Source organism: Capnocytophaga sp. G1920 (assembly GCF_051417515.1).
In genome coordinates this window covers 19,227-40,216 of record NZ_JBPRKH010000015.1, presented here as the reverse complement: position 1 = coordinate 40,216, position 20,990 = coordinate 19,227, and the positions used below count along the sequence as shown (strand labels likewise).

Annotated in this window: 21 protein-coding genes; 2 read left to right on the top strand and 19 right to left on the bottom strand. The window is 38.7% G+C overall.

Features of this window, described 5'->3' with window-relative positions; all coding sequences use genetic code 11:
• Nucleotides 1–160: 160 nt before the first annotated feature.
• Complete coding sequence (locus tag ACSQ7D_RS09305) at nucleotides 161–1,144, bottom strand: hypothetical protein (RefSeq protein WP_437136045.1); 984 nt, start codon at nucleotides 1,142–1,144, stop codon at nucleotides 161–163.
• Between the two features lie 71 nt (nucleotides 1,145–1,215).
• Here ACSQ7D_RS09305 and ACSQ7D_RS09300 point away from each other — a divergent pair, with 71 nt between their 5' ends.
• Nucleotides 1,216–1,965: an SAM-dependent methyltransferase gene (locus ACSQ7D_RS09300; RefSeq protein ID WP_437136044.1), complete on the top strand. Its 750-nt coding sequence runs from the start codon at nucleotides 1,216–1,218 to the stop codon at nucleotides 1,963–1,965.
• Nucleotides 1,966–2,032: 67 nt separating this feature from the next.
• On the opposite strand, the gene ACSQ7D_RS09295 is transcribed toward ACSQ7D_RS09300, so the two are convergent.
• From ACSQ7D_RS09295 to ACSQ7D_RS09265, 7 genes are all read right to left on the bottom strand, one after another.
• Complete coding sequence (locus ACSQ7D_RS09295) at nucleotides 2,033–2,380, bottom strand: hypothetical protein (protein WP_009410361.1); 348 nt, start codon at nucleotides 2,378–2,380, stop codon at nucleotides 2,033–2,035.
• Nucleotides 2,381–2,520: 140 nt separating this feature from the next.
• On the bottom strand, nucleotides 2,521–3,396 hold the full coding sequence (locus ACSQ7D_RS09290; protein WP_437136042.1) for a CPBP family intramembrane glutamic endopeptidase: 876 nt from the start codon (nucleotides 3,394–3,396) through the stop codon (nucleotides 2,521–2,523).
• 4 nt (nucleotides 3,397–3,400) lie between these two features.
• The gene (locus ACSQ7D_RS09285) at nucleotides 3,401–5,473 is read right to left on the bottom strand and encodes an alpha-L-fucosidase (protein ID WP_437136041.1); all 2,073 of its coding nucleotides are present in this window, start codon (nucleotides 5,471–5,473) and stop codon (nucleotides 3,401–3,403) included.
• Nucleotides 5,474–5,683: 210 nt separating this feature from the next.
• A complete protein-coding gene (gene bioA, locus ACSQ7D_RS09280; RefSeq protein WP_002672582.1) occupies nucleotides 5,684–6,961 on the bottom strand; it encodes an adenosylmethionine--8-amino-7-oxononanoate transaminase in 1,278 nt (425 codons plus the stop codon).
• Nucleotides 6,958–7,587: an endonuclease III domain-containing protein gene (locus ACSQ7D_RS09275; RefSeq protein WP_437136040.1), complete on the bottom strand. Its 630-nt coding sequence runs from the start codon at nucleotides 7,585–7,587 to the stop codon at nucleotides 6,958–6,960. Before ACSQ7D_RS09275 ends, bioA begins: the two co-directional genes overlap by 4 nt.
• On the bottom strand, nucleotides 7,574–8,989 hold the full coding sequence (gene rlmD / locus ACSQ7D_RS09270; RefSeq protein WP_437136039.1) for a 23S rRNA (uracil(1939)-C(5))-methyltransferase RlmD: 1,416 nt from the start codon (nucleotides 8,987–8,989) through the stop codon (nucleotides 7,574–7,576). The genes ACSQ7D_RS09275 and rlmD overlap by 14 nt, the downstream gene beginning before the upstream one ends.
• 297 nt (nucleotides 8,990–9,286) lie before the next feature.
• On the bottom strand, nucleotides 9,287–9,439 hold the full coding sequence (locus tag ACSQ7D_RS09265) for a hypothetical protein (RefSeq protein ID WP_053580910.1): 153 nt from the start codon (nucleotides 9,437–9,439) through the stop codon (nucleotides 9,287–9,289).
• A gap of 250 nt (nucleotides 9,440–9,689) precedes the next feature.
• Here ACSQ7D_RS09265 and recO point away from each other — a divergent pair, with 250 nt between their 5' ends.
• Nucleotides 9,690–10,406 (top strand): DNA repair protein RecO, encoded by a 717-nt coding sequence (gene recO / locus ACSQ7D_RS09260; protein WP_437136038.1) that lies wholly within the window; start codon nucleotides 9,690–9,692, stop codon nucleotides 10,404–10,406.
• Nucleotides 10,407–10,597: 191 nt separating this feature from the next.
• Here the strand turns inward: recO and lpdA are convergent, their stop codons facing one another.
• The 11 genes from lpdA to mutL form a co-directional block, all read right to left on the bottom strand.
• The gene (gene lpdA / locus ACSQ7D_RS09255) at nucleotides 10,598–11,995 is read right to left on the bottom strand and encodes a dihydrolipoyl dehydrogenase (RefSeq protein ID WP_002672574.1); all 1,398 of its coding nucleotides are present in this window, start codon (nucleotides 11,993–11,995) and stop codon (nucleotides 10,598–10,600) included.
• Between the two features lie 157 nt (nucleotides 11,996–12,152).
• Nucleotides 12,153–12,320, bottom strand: a complete 168-nt coding sequence (locus tag ACSQ7D_RS09250; protein WP_308765850.1) for a hypothetical protein — start codon at nucleotides 12,318–12,320, stop codon at nucleotides 12,153–12,155.
• Nucleotides 12,321–12,535: 215 nt separating this feature from the next.
• Nucleotides 12,536–13,612 (bottom strand): AI-2E family transporter, encoded by a 1,077-nt coding sequence (locus tag ACSQ7D_RS09245; RefSeq protein WP_437136037.1) that lies wholly within the window; start codon nucleotides 13,610–13,612, stop codon nucleotides 12,536–12,538.
• Entirely contained in the window at nucleotides 13,609–14,406 is a 798-nt protein-coding gene (locus tag ACSQ7D_RS09240) for a DNA-methyltransferase (protein ID WP_437136036.1), read from the bottom strand. The genes ACSQ7D_RS09245 and ACSQ7D_RS09240 overlap by 4 nt, the downstream gene beginning before the upstream one ends.
• Nucleotides 14,406–14,927 (bottom strand): PD-(D/E)XK nuclease superfamily protein, encoded by a 522-nt coding sequence (locus tag ACSQ7D_RS09235; RefSeq protein ID WP_009417824.1) that lies wholly within the window; start codon nucleotides 14,925–14,927, stop codon nucleotides 14,406–14,408. The genes ACSQ7D_RS09240 and ACSQ7D_RS09235 overlap by 1 nt, the downstream gene beginning before the upstream one ends.
• On the bottom strand, nucleotides 14,924–15,847 hold the full coding sequence (locus ACSQ7D_RS09230; RefSeq protein WP_437136035.1) for a DNA adenine methylase: 924 nt from the start codon (nucleotides 15,845–15,847) through the stop codon (nucleotides 14,924–14,926). The genes ACSQ7D_RS09235 and ACSQ7D_RS09230 overlap by 4 nt, the downstream gene beginning before the upstream one ends.
• An 18-nt stretch (nucleotides 15,848–15,865) precedes the next feature.
• Nucleotides 15,866–16,927 carry a chorismate synthase gene (gene aroC, locus ACSQ7D_RS09225; RefSeq protein WP_437136034.1) on the bottom strand — a complete coding sequence of 354 codons (1,062 nt, stop codon included), beginning with the start codon at nucleotides 16,925–16,927 and terminating at the stop codon, nucleotides 15,866–15,868.
• Nucleotides 16,927–17,319, bottom strand: a complete 393-nt coding sequence (locus ACSQ7D_RS09220) for a hypothetical protein (RefSeq protein WP_002672562.1) — start codon at nucleotides 17,317–17,319, stop codon at nucleotides 16,927–16,929. The genes aroC and ACSQ7D_RS09220 overlap by 1 nt, the downstream gene beginning before the upstream one ends.
• A gap of 39 nt (nucleotides 17,320–17,358) precedes the next feature.
• Nucleotides 17,359–18,132, bottom strand: coding sequence for a DUF695 domain-containing protein (locus tag ACSQ7D_RS09215; protein WP_437136033.1), 774 nt, complete (start codon nucleotides 18,130–18,132; stop codon nucleotides 17,359–17,361).
• 41 nt (nucleotides 18,133–18,173) lie between these two features.
• Nucleotides 18,174–18,950, bottom strand: a complete 777-nt coding sequence (locus ACSQ7D_RS09210) for a rhomboid family intramembrane serine protease (RefSeq protein WP_015783103.1) — start codon at nucleotides 18,948–18,950, stop codon at nucleotides 18,174–18,176.
• An 80-nt stretch (nucleotides 18,951–19,030) separates the two neighbouring features.
• Nucleotides 19,031–20,869 carry a DNA mismatch repair endonuclease MutL gene (gene mutL / locus ACSQ7D_RS09205; RefSeq protein WP_437136032.1) on the bottom strand — a complete coding sequence of 613 codons (1,839 nt, stop codon included), beginning with the start codon at nucleotides 20,867–20,869 and terminating at the stop codon, nucleotides 19,031–19,033.
• Nucleotides 20,870–20,990 lie beyond the last annotated feature (121 nt).

Here is a 20,990-nt window from a genome sequence, read left to right as displayed (position 1 = left end):
ATATAGGAAGCTTATAGGAAGCTTATACGAATCTTGGACGATAGATATAGAAAAGCTATACGAATGATATAAGGTAGTAATCCCTATTCTAATTTCGTTTTATATAAGATATATTTCGTTTTGAGAGATAAAGTGCTTTTTAGAGCTGTTTAATAGGAGGTTATTCTCTTGGAAAAGAGGTGTTTAGTAGTCGTTCTTTACTCAGTAAGACGCCTCCTTCGTCAGCTCCTTGTCCGCCTGCGTAGTTTACCCAATTAACGGTTTTCCAATGAGGGGCAACAGTAACGATGCGGGTAGAGCCAAAAGCCATATAGTAAGTAGTTTTAATGCCTTCGTGGCGGACGTCCATACCAGCTTGTATACCTACTTTGGCGTTGGGGGTACTTGGGTCGAGACGTACCTCTACTTGCATATACACGCCTTCGACTTTGCTGGGGGTGAACTCTCCCACAGGTTTCATAAGTTTAGAACCAAAGTGGTTTACTAATATTTTGGCATCATACCATTTGCCGTCGTATTTTCCTGATTTGGCAATAGGGATAGTGGAATAGTTTTTTTCTTGTATTACTTTAATCTTCCCATTGCCTGCTTCTGTTACGATATCTTTATAATATGTAGCCGCCCACGTGATAGGGGCTTGGTCGGTAATATCAGTTTCAGGAAAATGGACTCTCCGCCATACGTTTTCACCTTTGTAAAGCACGTAGAAGCGGAAGTTTTTTACATTTATCAAAGCGTTAGGGTTCTGATTGTTCTTTTCAGAAAATAGCACCCCCCAAAGGTTGTACAATTCAAAATATCGGTTTTCGTTGGGGTACTTGCAGTAGCCTTCTTTGCCATAAAGCCCCCAATAACAACTTTTATAAATGATTTTGTTGTGATTAAGAGACGCAAAATTTAAGGCAGCCCCGATGGATATGTTACCTCCTTTTTCGAACAATCTGTTGGAAGTATTACTATAACCATTGAAAATGAAGGGAGTGTTGTCACTAAAATTTGTGTCGTGCCCTGCTTCGGTATTGCGCATAGCTTGTTGTAGCATTTGTTGGGAATGCTCAGAAAGGTTATTGCTGTTGCTGTCTTTATTACAGCTTATCAGTGTAATAACCGAGAAAATGATACTATAAGAGAGAATGTTTTTCATTTGTTGTGATTATAGATTGTTGAGATATACGCGACAAAGGTACAAATAATTAATCATTTAATACTATAAGTATGATGAAAAAAATATACCTTTGCAATCTGTTAGTAATGTTGATACAAACAACGATGGGAAATATTTATTTAATACCGAACTTATTAGGGGGTGTAGCTCTTGATGTATTGCCAGCACAGGTGGCAAATGTAGTGCAATCGCTTACTTATTTTGTAGTAGAAAACGAAAAGTCGGCAAGGAAGTTTATCAAGCTCGTTACTCCGGACAAGGTGCAAGCAGATTTAAAAATAGTTGTGATAGATAAGCACCATCAGGATACTGACTATCAGAGTTTCCTAACCCCTTGTATGGAAGGACACTCGATAGGGATTATCTCGGAGGCAGGTTGCCCAGGGATAGCCGACCCAGGAGCTGATATTGTGCGGGTGGCTCACCAAAAAGGACTGAAGGTGATTCCGCTGGTAGGACCTTCTTCGCTGTTACTGGCAATGATGGCGAGTGGACTTAATGGGCAGAATTTTGCTTTTAACGGATATCTCCCTATTGATAAACAAGAGCGAAAGAAGGCACTTAAAACCTTAGAGCGCAAAGCACGAGAAGGACAGTCGCAACTATTTATAGAAACGCCTTACCGCAATAAGCAGATGCTTACTGACTTGATAGAGACATTACAGGCTAATACTCTTTTGTGCGTGGCTTGCGATATTACGCTTCCTACTGAAGAAATTAAAACACTCCCTGTGCATCATTGGAAGAAAACGAATATTGATGTGCAGAAGAGACCTACTATTTTTATTATAGGGAGCTAAAATGATATGTAACTTTATAGAAAAAGGCTATCTGAGATTCTTCTCAGATAGCCTTTTTTGTAAATTCTTATTGTACTGGCATTGAAGAAACAGCTGCCGCTGTTGCAAAAACAGTAGCTAAAAGAATAAGGATAACAAGCCCAATTAAAGAGAGCACAAGCCCTGCAATGGCTAATCCTTTAGGAGTTTTAGTAACACCTATACCTGAAAGGACGAGTCCTAAAAGCCAGATAATCCATCCTAAAACAGGAACCCAACCTAAGAATACAGCTATTAAAGCTAATACGAAACCAGCGGTGCCTATTCCGTTGCTCTTAGAGGAGTTTTGGATAATGATGGTTGGGTTGTTTTCTTTAGCAGTTTGCTGTTCTTGAGAAACAGATTGCTCTTGTGTTGAAGTTGTATTTTCTTCCATAAAAAACTGAAAATTAAAATTACTCCCTACTCTGTTAAAGGCTTTTCGGGGTGTCGCCTTTTGCTATTTAAAATCGGTTGCAAAGATATGAAATATTATGATATGAAGGAAATTATTTTAACAAAAAATTAAGTTTTCTTTTATAATAAGTGTTTTTTCCACTCTTTCCAATGGTATTTCTTGGCGTAGATATACAATAAAAAAGGGAAACAGAGCAATAGAGGAGTCCATACACTGAAGCCTAAAGAGGGTTCTGAGACATCACGCAAGACGGAAGGAACTTGGAAAACTGTCCAGTCGGAAGTTACTAAAAGAGCTGTAAAAAGGTTGTTGGCGGTGTGAAAACCTAAGGCTAATTCCAAGCCATCGTCCATTAAGGTAGTGATACCTAAGAACAAGCCTGTACCTATGTAATAGATAAGCAAGCTGTATCCTAATTTTTCTACCTCGGGGTTGGCAATGTGCATTAGTCCGAAGGTGATAGAGGTAAAAAGCAAAGGAAACCACGCATTACGCATTACGAGTCCTAAGCCTTGCATTAGGTAGCCACGAAAGAATATTTCTTCAAAAGCGGTTTGCAGAGGAATGAATAGCACTACTATCACGAGTAGTTTTAAGAAAGGTATCCACTGAAAATTCCAAATATAATCATCGGGGTTAAAAAATAAGTAGTCGATACAAGTTATGCCTATGGTTACGCCTCCCCACAACAAGAAAGCAAACCAAAAACGCTTCCAACTGATACGGGGTCGCGCCGTAATAAGTGCTACCAAGGGCTGGCGATGTATGAACTTCACCCATAGTAACAATAACCCTAAGAAGATAGCAAAGATAGCCAAACTCTCGAACAAGAATTGTAATTCTCCTTTTTGGGCAATTTCCGACTGTATAAGTGTAGTAGTATCAAAAAACTGTGCTACTAAAAAGTTCAACCCTGTAAAAGCAAAGAACAGGGTTGGAACTATAATATAAAGCCACTTAGGGCTCTGTGACAATCTTCCGTTTTTAAGATACATAACTTTATTGTGTAATAATACCTATTTCGGCATATGATACTTTATTGGTATCATCTACAGTTTTGGTAGCGGTAAGCTTGATATAACGGGCTTTCTCGGCAGGGAAAGTAATGCGTTGTTCAATAGGATTGTTCTTGATATTGCCAAATTCTCCCTCACTTAGCTTCTTCCAATGAACATTATCAGTACTCACTTCAAAAATGTAATGACTGATAGTGCCTTCAGCCCAGCGGTCCTGTGAAGGCAAATAGGTAAATCCTTTTAAGTTTAACAGCTCTCCCAAATCAATAGTAATGGCAGTGGGTGTATTGCCCTTTTCTTGAGCAAACCACGTGTTAGGTTTTTCATCAATTACTTTCTGGATATCAGAGGAAGCAGAAGATAACACTTTCCACTTTGCTTTGGGGATATCCAATGCGTAAGAAGCTACTTCACTGTACAATTGCTGCTTGCCGTCATAGGCTACAAATTTTAAAGAAGTAGGCTGAGTAACGGGGAAAGGAGCTGTATAACGCAACGACTGTTCAGTAGGCTGACTGCCGTCTAAAGTATAGTAAATTTCAGTTTCGGTATCAGCGGGAGTGAGGGTTACTAGACCATTCTTATCACGAGAAAGCTGAGGAGTTACCAATAACACAGGTGCATTGTATAACCCTATATTGCTAATCAATGGCGAACCTTTAGCTTCTAAAACTGTGAAACGTACCTTAGTAGCCGTTACTGATGGGAAGCGCAATAATCGCTTGTAGCCAATAGTTGTTTGTTCATCTATAGTTTCCCATTTGCCATCTTTTTGGTATTCTAATTTAAACTTCTTTACACGTTGCCCCAATGGGATATACTCTTGTGCCATAAAGCGATTGAAAGTAGTAGGTTTGGTAAAGTTTAGTTCTATAGAAGCTTCTGTTACTCCTTCGTCGGTTGTCCAATAGGTATTTTTATCACTATCGGTAGTTTTTTCAGGTTTAAATTGCTTGTTATTTTTACGAATATTAGAAGCCGTTACAGAGGCATCAGTTACGAGGTTACGTGCAAAATCTGCCTCTATAACTTTTTTGAGTTCCATAAGTCTCTTGATGTCATTTTCGTGTACTAAGCCACGTCTATCCACGGGAAGATTGAGTAATAAGTTGTAACCGCGACCTACTGAAGCGTAGTATATGTCTACCATTTTTTCTAATGGACGCACTTGGTGGTCTTCGCGTGCGTGGTAATACCAACCTGGGCGAATAGATACATCAGCTTCGGCAGGAATCCAATTTACGCCATTTTCATCGCCCTCACCCAAATGATGTAAGTGATCTTTCCCTTGTAGAGAAGGGTTAGAGGTAAAAGGATTCCAGTTAGTAGGAGTACCAAAGCCTTTTTCATTACCTATCCAGCGAATATCCGGACCTTCATCACCAAAGATAGTAGCATTAGGCTGCAATTCGCGTACTATGGCGAATGTTTTATCCCACTGATAATAAGTATGAGCATCAATAGTACGAGTTTCGTTAGCTCCACCGTAATAACCTGAACCACCGTTGGCACCGTCAAACCATACTTCAAATATTTCACCGTAATTGGTAAGCAATTCTCGTAGTTGGTTATGAAAATAGGTTACGTAGGCTTCTCTGCCATACTCAGCGTGGTTTCTATCCCAAGGTGATAAATACACTCCAAATTTAAGTCCTGCTTTGTGGCAGGCTTCTGAAAGCTCTTTTATAACATCGCCTTTGCCGTTTTTCCAAGGTGAGTTTTTTACAGAATGCTCGGTGTACTTCGATGGCCATAAGCAGAAACCATCGTGGTGCTTAGCCGTGATGATAACGCCTTTCATACCAGCGTCTTTAATGACTTTCACCCACTGATTTACATCTAACTCAGTAGGGTTGAATAAAACAGGGTCTTCGCCACCTGTGCCCCATTCCATATCGGTAAACGTGTTCATATTGAAGTGGATAAAAGCATAATATTCCAACTCGTGCCACGGCAACTGACGTGCGGAAGGAATAGCTCCCACTGATTTTGGGGCTTCAATACTTTTGCAAGCCACCATACATAAAGCGGTGACTAATAAGACTAATTTTTTCATTGTGTACAGTATTTAAACTTCTTTGTTATAAAGTTTTCATAAGTGGTGCAAAGATATAGAATATTTTCTTACTATCAAAATAAAATTCTAAAGATTGCATCTCGTACTAATATCTCAATAAAATTATTTTAACTTTTCTCTTGTGTTACTAAATAAAAAAGAGACTATTCTCTTATGAAAATAGTCTCTTAAATGTGTTTTTCTTTTCTCTTACTGATTAGAGAACTTCTGTATCGCTTCTTCCAAAACATCATACACTCGGTCTAATTGAGCATCTGTGATGATGTAAGGGGGCAAAATGTAGATAATATTTCCCACCGGACGCAGTATTACGCCTTCTGAGATAAAGAAGTTGTACAGTTTATCCCTGAATGAGCCGTAGTAGTCAGTATTTTGAGAGGTTTTGAGGTCGAATGCCAAAATAACACCTAAGGTACGTGCATTCTCTACCGATGGATATTTCGCAATACGGGCTAAAAACTCCTGATGACGGCGTGCAATGCGTTTTAAATTGGCTTGCATTTCGTCACTTTCCAATATGCGAATGGCTTCTAAGGCAATCGCACAGCCCGTCGGGTTTGCTGTAAAGGTATGTCCGTGGAAAAGAGCTTTGTTCACGTCTTCACTGTAAAAACCGTCGAATATCTCTTGGGTAGCAGTAGTTACTGCAAGCGGAATTGTTCCTCCTGTAAGAGCTTTCGATAAGCACATAATATCGGGTTTATGAGTGAGATAGTCCGAAGCAAAAGTGCGTCCTGTACGCCCGAAGCCTGTCATTACCTCGTCGGCAATGGTAATCACACCATTTTCTTGTGCGATATGAATCAGCTTGTCTAAGGCTTCTGGTTCATAAATTTGCATTCCTGAGGCTCCTTGTACTAAGGCTTCAAATATAAAGGCGGCAGGGTGATGTTCAGCAATCACTTCTTTTAGTTTTTTAGCAGCTGCATCGCTTCCTTTTTTGGGTAACGGTATGCGCACTACTTTCAACAAGTGTTCTTTAAAAGCATCAGTAAAGAATGAAATACCCGAAGCTGCCATAGCGGCAAAGGTATCTCCGTGAAATGCATCTTCAAAAGCAACTACCGTAAAGCGTTTCTCGCCTTTATTGAAAAAGTACTGTAACGCCATTTTGATACCTACTTCCACTGCTGTCGACCCGTTATCCGAGAAGAATACTTTCTGTTGGTTTTTAGGCAGGATACTGATAAGCTTTTCAGCAAGCTCTACCGCAGGTCGGTGTGTAAAGCCACCAAAGAGTACGTGCTCTAACTGGGTGAGTTGTTTGTAGGCAGCTTGGGCTAATCGCTCGTTGCTATGCCCATAGGGGTTCACCCACCAACTGGCAATGGCATCTATGTATTCTTTGCCGTCCTCGTCCCAAAGGAGAGCATCTTTTCCTTTCACAATTCCGATAGGTTTGGCAGCCGTTTGATGTTGGGTATACGGGTGCCACAAATGTTTTTCGTCTCGCTGTTGTAAATTCATTTTTTCGATTGTATAATGGTTTTGGTTATAATATCTTTTTCCATATTCCAGCCTCTCGCCGGACTGTATTCGCGCCCGTACAAGATGATTTGCACGTGCAGTTTGTTCCATTTTTCTTTGGGGAAGAGTCGTTTGGCATCTTTCTCCGTTTGCACTACCGAACTACCGTCGGAAAGCTTCCAGCGGTGCATCAGTCGGTGTATATGGGTATCAACGGGGAAGGTCGGAATGCCAAAGGCTTGCGCAAGAACAACGCTGGCAGTTTTATGTCCTACTGAGGGGAGAGACTCTAAACCCTCAAAGGTTTGAGGAACTTCGCCGTTGTATTTGTCTATGAGTATTTGGGAAAGCCCGTGAATACCTTTAGATTTCATAGGGGCAAGCCCTAAGGGTTTGATAATATCGTGTATTTCGTCTACCGAAAGTAGTACCATATCATACGGATTGTCCGCTTTGCTAAATAGTATAGGCGTGATTTGGTTCACCCGTGCATCGGTAGTTTGTGCCGATAAGAGTACGGCTATTAGTAGCGTATAAGGGTCTTTGTGTTGTAGGGGTATAGTAATTTCAGGATAGATACTTTCCAGTGTATCAATGATAAAGTTTACTTTTTCAGCTTTTTTCATTTCTCTTTTCTAATAATACAACATTCTCTACGTGGTAGGTTTGTGGAAACATATCCACGGGCTGAACTTTGGTTACTTTATAAGTTACATCAAGCAAGGAAAGGTCTCGCGCTTGCGTTGCACTATTGCAACTTACATATACTATCTTTTTGGGGGCTATTTGAAGAATTTTAGCTACTACATCTTTGTGCATACCGTCGCGAGGAGGGTCGGTGATAATCACATCAGGGGTGCCGTTTTCTTTTATAAAAGTATCGTTGAAAATGTTTTTCATATCTCCCACGTAAAAAGTAACATTCTCAATACCATTGGCAAAAGCATTGTCTTTGGCATCTGTTATAGCTTCTGGTACAGCTTCTACCCCTATCACTTTTTTCACTTTTTTGGCTACAAATTGCGCAATAGTGCCCGTCCCCGTATAAAGGTCGTACACTAATTCATCACCCTTTAAATCGGCAAAGTTACGAGCTACTTGGTACAGCTTGTACGCTTGTGCCGAGTTAGTTTGGTAAAACGACTTGGCATTGATTTTAAATCGCAACCCTTCCATTTCCTCATAAATACAGTCAGTACCTTTATAGCAAATAAGTTCTTGGTCATAAATAGCATCGTTGCCTTTGCTATTGATACAGTATTGCAAAGAGGTAATCATCGGGAATGTCTCTGCAATATGGTCGAGGAGCAGTGTAATTTTAGGGTCGTTGCGGAAGAACTGTATCACTACCATTATTTGCCCAATGGAGCTAATGCGTATCATCATAGTACGCAATAAGCCTGTTTGTTGCCTCGGACTGTAAAAAGGCATTTCGTTCGCCAAGGCAAAACGCTTTATCTCCAAGCGTATCGCGTTAGAAGGGTCGGCTTGCAAGTAACATTTGTCTATGTCCAAAATCTTGTCCCAAGCTCCTGCTATGTGAAAACCTAAGGCATTCCGATTGTCTATTTCGTCAGCTTTCTTAATTTCATCGGGAGTAAGCCAGCGCATATCCGAAAAAGAAAACTCCATTTTGTTGCGGTAGTAATAAGTCTCGTCAGAGCCTATGATAGGCATTACAGCAGGAATTTCTATCCTGCCCAACCGTACTAAGTTGTTTTCTACTTCTTTCTGCTTGTAAAATAGCTGACTTTGGTAGTTCATATCTTGCCATTTGCAACCGCCACAATAGCCAAAGTGAGAACATACGGGCGTTACTCGTTGTTCTGATAGTTGGTGATATTTAGTTACAAAACCTTCATAATAAGCCGATTTCTTCTTGGTGGTCTGCACATCTACTACATCACCAGGAATAGCGTTATTTATAAATATCACACGTCCGTCAGGGGCTTTAGCAATGCTTTTGCCTTTGGCTCCTGCATCAATCACCGTTACATTTTCAATGGTTATATGCTTATTTTTGCTCATTATGGGTGCAAAGGTACAAAATAATTGCGAATTACAAATGCTTTCATTATATTCAAACTTCCTCCAAGATTCTCCAATATCCTCACTAACCTACTAATTTCCTAATTATTCCTTCTTCTTTCTGTCATACTTCCCCCTATTGCCTATGGCCTGAGGCCTAGTGCCTTTTCTCTTTCTTTCGCCTCGTAACCCCGTTTTTAACATTTTTAGCCTTGTTGTATTATATTATGATTCAACTACTTATATACCCTTTCTATATCAATCGTCCAAGATTCGTATAAGCTTCCTATAAGCTCTCTATAAGCTAACCCCACCCTCCTTACACCCTTTTTTCACCAAAAATCCTTCCAACTCACTTTTTATATTTTTCGTTTTCCTCCGATAACTCAGACTAGTCCAATTTGTCCGACAAGTCAGACCCGTCAAAAAACCTTTTTTATCACTACCCATTTGCTAATTTCCTAATTTTCTAATTTTCTATTGCCCGTCGTGCTACGACCTTTGCCAAAGTTAATGTTCCAAAAAGTTACTTCACAAGGCACAGCCTCATTCCTCTAACTCAAGCTCGTACCCCATTTACTAATTCTCTAATTTTCTAATTTTCTCATTGGTATTATTGGCGTTACCTTTCATTTATATCATCGATTACGTCCTATTGAAGTCTTTTTTGTATTTTTGCAACGCTATTTATAGAAGAAATATGTACGATAAAGTCCGAGCCATAGTTATTTCAAGTCTCAAATACAGCGATAACAGTCTTATAGTGAAGTGTTTTACTCAAACGATGGGTACTCGTAGTTATTTGTTACAAGGCGTTTTAGCACAGAAGAAAGGGAACTTAAAAACAGCCCTTTTTCAGCCTTTTATGCTGTTAGAACTGGTAGCTACCCATAAAAATAACGGTACGTTAGGACGTGTAAAGGAAGCTAAGATAGCCGTCCCTTATTACTCGTTACATACTGATATGTATAAGAGTGCTGTAAGTATGTTTCTTTCCGAAGTATGTGCTTTTGTTTGCACATCTGAAGCTCCCGATGAAGAAATGTTTTTGTTTTTAGAACAGAAGCTCCTTTTTTTTGATAGAAACGACTTCTCTGCCAATTTTCACTTAAAGTTTCTGCTTGATATCACTCGCTATCTCGGCTTTTACCCCGATACCACTCACGAGCATTTGCCCTCCTTTTCGTTGGAAGACGGCATTTTCAGTACTACCGATGAAAGCAAATACACCATTGCAGGCACTACCTTGTTGCTATTCAAAACCCTCCTACACACCGATTATCCTCAGTTATCAACCGTTAAAAGCAATAAGAATGAGCGCAATGCATTGCTTTTTCAACTGCTTAAATACTACGAATGGCACTTCCCCAATTTTAGACAAATAAAATCATTAGAGGTGCTACAAACGCTCTTTTAGCACTATTTTAACATAATACAATACTGTTTTTTACTCCCACACTTAGCTAAAGTTTTAAACTTAGCCAAAGTTAATTGTAACTAACAGTCTGTTAGATTTCTTATCTCAAATTTCCACTAATAAAAAAACTCCAAGTAAAATCTTTTTTACTTGGAGTTTCTTGCGTTTATGAATTTATTGGAACAAAAATATTAAATGTCGATAGCTTCACCATAAGCAGCTGCTACTGCTTCTTTTACACCTTCGCTCATTGTAGGGTGTGGGTGCACCGCTTTGATGATTTCGTGTCCTGTAGTTTCCAATTTACGAGCTACTACCGCTTCAGCAATCATATCGGTAACACCGGCGCCAATCATATGGCAACCTAACCATTCGCCATATTTAGCATCAAAGATTACTTTTATGAAGCCTTCAGTAGTACCCGCTGCATTTGCTTTTCCTGAGGCAGTGAATGGGAACTTACCTACTTTTATTTCATAGCCTTTTTCTTTAGCTTGTTTTTCGGTCAGACCTACTGAAGCAATTTCAGGAGTGCAGTAAGTACAACCAGGGATATTACCATAGTTAAGTGGTTCTACGTGCATTCCTTTAATCTTTTCAACGCAAATAATACCTTCCGCTGAAGCTACGTGTGCTAAGGCTTGACCAGGAACTACGTCGCCAATAGCGTAATAACCAGGAACATTAGTTTGGTAGAACTCGTTTACTTGAATTTTATCGCGTTCAGTTTTGATACCTACCGCTTCCAAACCGATATTTTCAATATTTGTTTTGATACCTACGGCTGAAAGCAAGATATCAGCTTCTAAAACTTCTTCGCCTTTGGCTGTTTTCACAAATGCTTTTACGCCTTTGCCAGAAGTATCTACTTTGGTTACCTCAGCCGAAGTCATAATATTGATACCTGATTTTGTAAGGCTCTTTTCTAATTGTTTAGAGATATCTTCATCTTCCACAGGAACAATGTTAGGCATAAACTCTACGATGGTTACTTCAGTACCCATAGCGTTATAGAAGTAAGCAAACTCAATACCAATCGCTCCACTACCTACTACAATCATTTTCTTAGGTTGCTCAGGGAGCGTAAGTGCTTGGCGGTAACCGATAATTTTCTTGCCGTCTTGAGGTAAAGCAGGCAACTCACGTGAACGTGCTCCAGTAGCAATAATAATGTGGTCAGCACTGTATTCAGTTACTTTACCATCTTTATCTTTTACGTCTACTTTCTTGCCAGCTTTTAGGGTACCATAGCCCATTATCACATCTATTTTGTTCTTTTTCATCAAGAACTGCACCCCTTTGCTCATTGTAGCAGCTACCTCGCGGCTACGTTTGATAACCGCATAAAAATCTTTGTCAAAAGACTCTTTTTTTACGGTGATACCATAATTCTCAGCGTGCTTTAGGTATTCAAACACTTGCGCTGATTTTAACAAAGCTTTCGTAGGAATACAACCCCAGTTCAAACAAATACCACCGAGGTTTTCTTTTTCAATAACAGCGGTTTTAAACCCTAATTGAGAAGCGCGAATGGCAGTAACATACCCACCAGGACCACTTCCTAATACAATAACGTCGTATTTACTCATTTCTTTTAAAATTTATCAAGTTTGATATTAGGCTACAAAGTTACGAATAATATTTTGAATAAAAACTATTTTAATCACTTTTTTATTTATATGTAATTTTATATGTTTGAATAATAGCTATTTAAATCCTGATTGTCCGAAGTAAATCTCATTTACTTTATTGAAGTTTAAAAATCATAAAAACTCTAAAATCATTGCGTTTTTTCCAAAGTTTTATTACCTTAAAAAAGCAATTAGTATTCACTTTTCTAAGATTATAGCTTTGTCTTAGCTTCAGTTTAGCTTCGTTCATTGTTCGTTCATTGTTCGTCTTTTGTTCGTTCATTGTTCGTCTTTTGTTCGTTCATTGTTCGTCATTTGTTCGTTCATTGTTCGTTCATTGTTCGTTCATTCATTATTTGTCTTTTCATTATCTGTGCCTGTCGTGCTACGACTGCCCGTGCGGCTCGCACCGTCTTTTGTTCGTTCAATCTTTTCCTAAAAATCGGAGTTTATCACCATTTGTCTAATTTAAAATGAAGAGAGCAAGAGGAGTCATAGCTATATGTTTTTAGTGAGAAGTTCTACAATCTTGTTGTTCGGGAAAAACTCTTTTAACACTACTTTCAGTACCGTATAGGCGGGAATAGCCACTACCATTCCTGTTATCCCGAAAAGTGTACCACTGATAAGGGTAATGAGGAAAATCTCTAAGGCAGTAGATTTTACTGAATTAGAGAAAATAAGCGGTTGAGAAAAGAAATTATCAATAAACTGACCTATTATGAACCCTATCAACACATAGATAGTAGTAGGCAGACTTACCGTCATAAAATCGTTTTGTAGGTTGCTACTCATTGTAAGTAAAGCCATTAGTATAAAACCTATCATCGGACCTATATAAGGAATAAGGTTCAGTAAAGCACATAAAAGGGCTATGATAAAAGCATTTTCTACTCCGAAAATAAGCAATACTATGGTGTAAATTATAAAAAGAATAGTAAACTGTAGCATTAATCCTACAAAATAACGCGACAATAAGTTGTTTATTTTAAAAATAGAGGTTTTTAGTTTGCGTTTGCGTTTAGGAGAGAAAATAGAAAGCAATGCGATAAGTATTCTGTCACCGTCTTTCATAAAGAAGAAGGTAATAAAAAGTACCGAGAAGAATCCTACCCCAAAACTACTGATAAACGAGATAAAAGAGTTTAGGAAGTTAGGAATATCGATAAAATTCAACATCTCTTGTACTCCAAAAGAGTAATCTTCTCTCTGAAGTCCAACCTTGCTAAGAGTTTGGTGGAGGAGGGCATCAAGATTGTCCTTCAGCAAGTCTATATTAAGGCTTGAGAGGTTCTTGCCTTGCGAAATAAGCAAAGGGATAAATAAACTGAATACCCCAAGGCTCAATACCACGAACAATAACATTGTAAGAACTACACATAAGGTTCGGTTTTTTATTTTCAGTTTTTTGTAAAAAAACTGTATAAGTGGTTTGCCCATCAGCGTCAGTACCAACGATACAATGAGGTAAATGATAATAGATTGTAGCAAGTAAAGGGTGTAGAGCCCTAAGGCTACCAATACAATAATTCCTACGGCACGCAATATACCATTTGCTATTTCTTTTGAGTTCATAAACGGTTTTTATATTTTACAAATATCTCTTTCTTTTCTATTTCTAATTTTCTAAGTTTACTCAGTTCTAAAAAGTCTTTTTCTCTATCAATACCTACGAACTTTCGTCCTTGTAAATTAGCAGCAATACCTGTGGTTGAGCTACCTGTAAAAGGATCTAATATCCAAGCGTCAGGTTTGGTAGAAGCTAAAATAAGCCTTGTTAGTACTGACAAGGGTTTTTGAGTAGGGTGTTTGCCACACGACTTTTCCCAAGGAGCAATAGCGGGGAAACGCCATACATCTTTCATTTGCTTGTTGCCATTCAGTTCTTTCATTAGTTCGTAATTGAAGTAATGAGGCGTTTTTTCTTCTTTTCTTGCCCAAATGATTTGCTCTGTAGAATGAGTAAAGTATCTACAAGAGAAGTTAGGAGGAGGATTAGTTTTCTCCCAAGTAATAATATTAAGTATTTTAAAGCCTAATTCAGTAAGTATTTGTCCTATTGAAAAGATGTTATGCATTGTACCACTAATCCAAATAGTAGCATCTTCTTTGATCACTTCACGTATTAAAGTAAGCCATTGCCTATTAAAATCATTTATAAAAGCTATTCCTTTTGATTTATCCCAATCCCCTTTATTAACACTTACAATCTCACCATTATTTACAGTAAGCCCTCCGTTTGATAAAAAGTAAGGAGGGTCAGCAAAGACCATATCAAACTTACGATGAAACTGTGGCAACAGCTCCATCGTATTTCCGTGAAGGAGGTAGAAGGATTTGTCTTGGGATTTGAAATAGGGGGTAAGCATTATTCAGGAACAGGTAAGCCTAATTTTATTAATGGAATATACTCAAAGAAATAATAACAATGTACACTATGAATATAATTTAAAACATCTTTGTATTCAGGCTTTCTAAACCAATCACTTAATAAATAAATATATTCTACTTCTATATTTGCTTTTGATAAAAGTTTTTGGTATTGTTTTCTTTTAAAATCACAAGTTTGCAATTTTTCATCTACTGACCCTGCTACTTGTTGGAATTTGCATTCAATTATGAATAATGTATTTGCTATGATTACAAATATACTATCATCAGGTAACAACCTCTTAGATATTAATTGTTTCCAATCAATATCTAACTCTTCAAGAAATTTATAAAAACCGTATTTTTTAAAAATTCTTCCAACAAGTTCTCCTTTGTAAAAAACATTATTTTCTTTTACTTCATAGTCATTTTGGGAGTTTAAAAATTCTGCTAAATCAGTTTTACCTTCAAAAACTAAACCTGTTTTTGTATTTCCTCCTCCTTTTCCTCCGTAAATCATATATTTAAAAAATTATTAGTATAGTTGTTAATTAATAATTCATTTAACGCCCCTCGTTTTTTAGGATTGGCATTGATAGTTCTTTTGGCTAATACGCGCTTTATTGTAAAGTCTACATATAGATCATCAAAGAAATGGTTGTTTTCGTCTTTTCCTTTTACATCTGAGTTGCTCAGTATCCAATAATGATTCAAGTTATTGAGTTTATGGCAGAAATCTCTTAAGCGAATTTGTTCACTATCATCAAAATTATCTTTTGCGTAAGCATTAAAATTAGAGGTTTCACTCAAAGGTTTATAGGGAGGGTCGAAATAAAATAAAGTATTTTCTTTGGTATAATGAATAGTTTGCTCAAAGTCTCCACAAATAATTTCTACCTTTTGCAAAGCCTTGCTTACTGCTAAAATATTCTCTTTATCACAAATCATAGGACGCTTGTAGCTACCTATAGGTACATTAAACTCATTTTTACTGTTTACTCGATACAGACCATTAAAACAAGTGCGATTTAAGAATATAAATAAGGCTGATTGCATTACTTTTCCCTCACTTCGGCTATTGAATAGGGTTCTTTTCTCGTAATAATATGCCTTTTTAGCCTCTTGTTGCTCTTCTAAAGCGTGATATTCTATTTGCAGACTATTAAGAATAGCAATTAGCTGTTCAGGATTTTCAGCAATGGTTCTATAAGTATCTATCAATTCTTTGTTAATATCATTGATAACTGCTTTTTTCATATTAGGAAACTCACTGAGCAACCAAAATAACACAGCGCCACTCCCTACAAAAGGTTCTATGTAGGTGAACTTCTCTTTAAAAACAATTTTGGGTAAGTTGTTTTTAATCTGTTCTATGAGTTGTGTTTTGCCTCCTGCCCATTTCAAAAAAGGCTTGGCAATATAATTTATATTTTCTCTCATTCCTAATATATTTAGTCATTAGTTTTTTTGACGACTAATCAACCAAAAATCTAATAATATGATTGCAGTCATAGCCTCGACAATAGGTACTGCACGAGGTACTACACAAGGGTCGTGTCTGCCTTTACCTTGCATTGTTACGATGTTGCCGTGTGTATCGAGTGCGGGTTGCTCTTGCATAAGAGTAGCTACGGGCTTGAAAGCTACTCTAAAATAAATATCCATACCGTTGCTGATACCGCCTTGTATCCCGCCTGAATAGTTGGTTTGGGTAGTGCCATCAGGGTTAAAAAGGTCGTTGTGCTGACTACCGCGCATTGCAGTACCTGCAAAACCACTGCCGTATTCAAAGCCTTTAACCGCATTGATAGAGAGCATCGCTTTGCCAAGCTGTGCGTGGAGCTTATCGAATACAGGTTCACCTAAACCTACGGGTACTCCTTTTACTACACAACTTACTACCCCGCCTACGGTGTCACCCTCCTTACGAATGGCTTTGATGTAGGCTTCCATTTGTTCCGCTAAGGTAGGTTCGGGACAGCGTACGGCATTAGTTTCGGCTATTGCCAAATTGAGTTCGGTATAGGGTTTGGTAAGGGTAAGCTCACCTACACTTGATACATAAGCGGTAATTTGTACTCCTTTCAGTATCTGTTTTGCAATAGCTCCTGCTACTACCCGACAAGCTGTTTCACGCGCTGACGAGCGACCGCCTCCACGATAGTCACGTATACCGTATTTCTGTTGATAAACATAATCGGCGTGGCTGGGGCGGTATACCTCGGCTATATGGGTATAGTCAGCTGAATGCTGATTTTCATTTTCAATAATAAAACCAATCGGTGTACCCGTAGTTTTGCCGTCTAAAATACCCGAAAGGAAGCGTACCTTGTCGCCCTCTTTGCGTTGCGTAACAATAGCTGACTGCCCTGGTTTCCGACGGTCGAGTTCGTGCTGTATGGCTTCAAAATCTAAGGTTATATTAGGTGGACAGCCGTCTATAATTCCTCCTAAGGCTTCGCCGTGCGATTCGCCAAAGGTAGTGAGCCTAAAGAGTGTACCTATACTATTTCCAGTCATTATAATTCTTTCATTTTGGTTACTAAGGTCTCCATAAACTTACTGATAGGTGTCTTTACCATCATTGCCATTACGGGGTTGAAGTTGCCCTCGAAGAGTAGTTGTACCTCACTCTCATTGTTCGATACTTCGGTAATATTGGCAGTAAGCTGAAAAGGAATCTTACCTTTTGCTTCACCTAATACCAACTGACTGCTGGGGGTACTACTTTTCTTTTCTAAAGAAATTTCAGGCATTCCTTTTAAAGCAAACACAAAAGACTGCTCGCTGAGCATTTGGAACTTACTAATATTATCGGGCATCAGTCGTTCAAAATTAGCTACATTTTCTAAGAGTGCAAAGAGGTCTTTAGCACTTTTCTCTACAATTGTTTTTTTACTTTCTAAGTTCAAAATAATGATTAATGTTTAATGATAAATGGTTAATTATTTTTACTTAACTAAAACTGTTTCCCATCCGTCGTATTCGCCGTGAGTATCGAGAGCGAGGTCTATCAAATCCCACGTATCGGGGTCGATGTTGTCTACGGTATTTACTTTGGTGAGGATAAGGCGGTAACCTAAATCTTCATTAGGGTTTTCACCCTCTTCGGGCTCTATTTTACCCCTGTTATATACTGAAAAACCTAAGGTTTCAGCTTTTGTAATAGCACTATTCATATCCTTTTCAGTTTGGAAATACAACCAGTGTTCAATAGGGCGTTCTTGGTCGGTGTGGTCGCCTGCTTCTTCACAATGTTCTTGCAAATTACTATTGTGAATGCTTTGCATTTCGTAGATATTAGGGAAAAGAAACTCAAAGTAAATCTTCCAATCAGTATCGTCAGTAGTTTTGATTTGAGTACTATAATCAGGGTGTTTGGTTACTACTGATTGCAAGCGTTTTTCTAAATCAGAAGTATTTTCGGTATAAAAATACCACGTGATAGTGCCTTGATAAGTGACAATACCCGCTAAGATATCACTTTCATTAAGCAAAGGCATTATTTCTTCATCTTCTATCGTATAGAGGAAGTTACGTTCTCGGTTATTTGAAAAACCGTTTTCATCAGGTTCTTTTAGCTCAAAAGTAAGGCGTACGCTTTGAGGGTATTGGGTGATAGGAGCAATTTCCTCTAATCCTAAATTGAGGCGGAATACAGCGGGGTTATCTTCTAATCTGCCGATATAGACAGTCCAGTTTTCTGGAATTTGAATATTTTGCATATCATTTGTTATTAAAAAATAGGATTCTACTTAAAGGCTCTTTACAATCTTCTGTCCCATCTATTCTTATCAAAGTTGTGCTTTTTCCAGTACAACATAATTAGGAAGCCTATGAGAGCCCCTCCTACGTGTGCAAAATGAGCGATATTACCACCGAAAATAGTAATTCCTCCTACAAATCCCATTATTAAGTCTAAGGCTACGAGTAAAGGGATAAAATAACGAGCCGCTATAGGGTAGGGGATAAAGAACAACATCAGTTTGGCATCGGGGAAGAACATTCCAAAAGCTACTAATATACCATAAATAGCACCTGAAGCACCTACGGTAGTAGATCTAAGTACATCATACATACTTTGGAAGGTGCTGTGATTGATGATATTGCCCCAATTAGGATTGTATTTACCTTCTGCAATAATTTCTAAAACTTCATTAGCAGGCACACCAGCTTCCGCTAAAGCATTGACAGCTTGATGTACATAGTAGTAATTTACTCCCGTATGAAGCAAAGCTGCTCCTACGCCACAAGAGAAATAGAAGAATAGAAACTTATTGCGCCCCCATATGTTTTCTAAAGGTGTCCCGAAAGCCCATAAGGCGTACATATTAAAGAGCAGGTGTGTAAAATCAGCGTGCATAAACATATAGCTGATATATTGCCACCAGTGAAAAGAAGGAGTTTCAAAATGGTGTAAGGCAAAAGTACCGACTATATTTATTTGAGGTAAAAATAGTCCTTTTTCATTCAATGCGGTAAGTATTAATACTATCGTATTGATAATAATCAGATGTAGTACTGTTTTAGATATTCTGTCCATTTTAGTCTTTAGTTATTAGTTATTAGAGATTGGTTAATTAGCAATGTTCATAATGCTTGTATTGCCTATCCGACTCGCATTTAAAATAGGTTTTCTATTTCATTTACTGAAAGGTTGTAATAAATTCGCTTTCCAAAAGGCGAAATTAATACTTCTTCACAACTAAACAAATTATTTATCAAAGTTTCTTGTTCTTCCTCACTGAGTACTTGTCCGGTTTTTACAGCTAAGCTCTTGCATAAAGCTTTAGCAAAGGCTTCTTTCTGAGTGTTTTCGGTAGAGGGTAATGCCTCGATATGCTGTTGCAAGAGTTCGTTGAAAATATTAGGAATCTCACTATCGGTAAGGTGCAGAGGAATCCCACTTACTACAATCTTGTCGGTTTCTATGGTAAACATAAAGCCACTGCACTCAAAGAGCTCGCGCAGTTGTGCAATCACTTCCAATTCGTGAGGTGCAAAAGGCAGTTCGTAGGGGAACATCAGTTGCTGACTTGCACTATGTGTGGATTCCAGATGCTTCATAAAATCTTCGTACAAGATGCGTTGGTGCGCCCTGTTGATATTGATGATAATAAGCTCTCCTTCCAAAGTAGTTATAAGGTACTTCTTTGCCAAAGCAATGATTTTCTTACCTTGGCTTCGTGTAGGTTCGGTTTCAAAGAGCGAACTCACGATAGTTTCAGGAGTTGAGGTATTGATGGAAGATTCAATGCCCGTGTACAAACTCTCCCACGTAGGTGCTTTTTTGCTGTAAGAGCCGAAATTACTATGGCTATCGCTTCCACTGCTTCGGCTTACATATTCTTCTTTAAATGGGTTGAAATTGGGGTCTACTTCTATCTTAGGAAACTCTGGGGTTTTATCCTTGTAGTTATAAGGAATATCGAAAGTAGGGTCTTTGCTAAAATCGAGCGTAGGAGCAATATTAAACTGACCCAAACTGTGTTTTACTGCCGACTTCAGTAGGGCATAAATACTATGCTCTTCTTCAAACTTAATTTCGGTTTTCGTAGGGTGAATATTGATGTCGATAGTTGTGGGGTCTACTTCCAAACTGATGAAATACTCCGCCTTCTGGTCGGTGTGGATAAGACCTTCGTAAGCCGAAGCAATTGCGTGGTTGAGGTATTGATTTTTCACAAACCTATGATTGACCATCAAAAACTGCAAGTTTTTAGTCTTTGCTAAATACTCAGGTTTTACGATAAATCCGCTGATTTGCACCAAAGGCGTGTCTTCGGCGATGATAGGTACTAACTTTTCATTGGTTTTGCTTCCAAAAAGATGTACGATACGCTGGCGGAAATTGGTAGCTGGCAGGTTGAACAGCTCGTTGCCATTGTTGTACAAAAAGAAATGAATGGCAGGATGTGCCAAGGCAACACGGTGAAACTCATCGAGTATATGGCGGAACTCCACCGTATCCGATTTTAGAAAGTTGCGACGCGCTGGAATGTTGAAAAAGAGGTTCTTCATCGCAATGCTTGTACCGGTAGGGCATACGCAGGGCTCTTGGCGCGTAATCTTACTGCCTTCGATGTGTATTTCGGTACCCAACTCGTCCTCTGGGCGCTTGGTTTGCATCTCTACGTGCGCAATTGCCACTATGGAGGCAAGGGCTTCCCCGCGGAAACCTTTAGTTTGCAAATGGAAAAGGTCTTCTGCTTTTTGTATTTTGGAGGTGGCGTGACGCTCGAAAGCCATACGCGCATCGGTAGTACTCATTCCTACACCGTTATCAATCACCTGCACGAGGGTTTTGCCTGCGTCTTTGATGAGCAGTTTTATTTCGGTAGCACCGGCATCGATAGCATTCTCCATCAGCTCTTTGACTGCTGAGGCGGGACGCTGAATCACTTCGCCAGCTGCTATCTGGTTGGCTACGTGATCGGGGAGTAATTTTATAATATCTGACATTTTATTTAGGTAAAAGATAAAAAGTAAAAGGTAAAGTGCGAGGTCGTAGCACGGCAAGCAATGTGAGCCACACGGACAGTCGTAGCACGACAGGCAGATAATGAAAAGACGAACAAAAGAC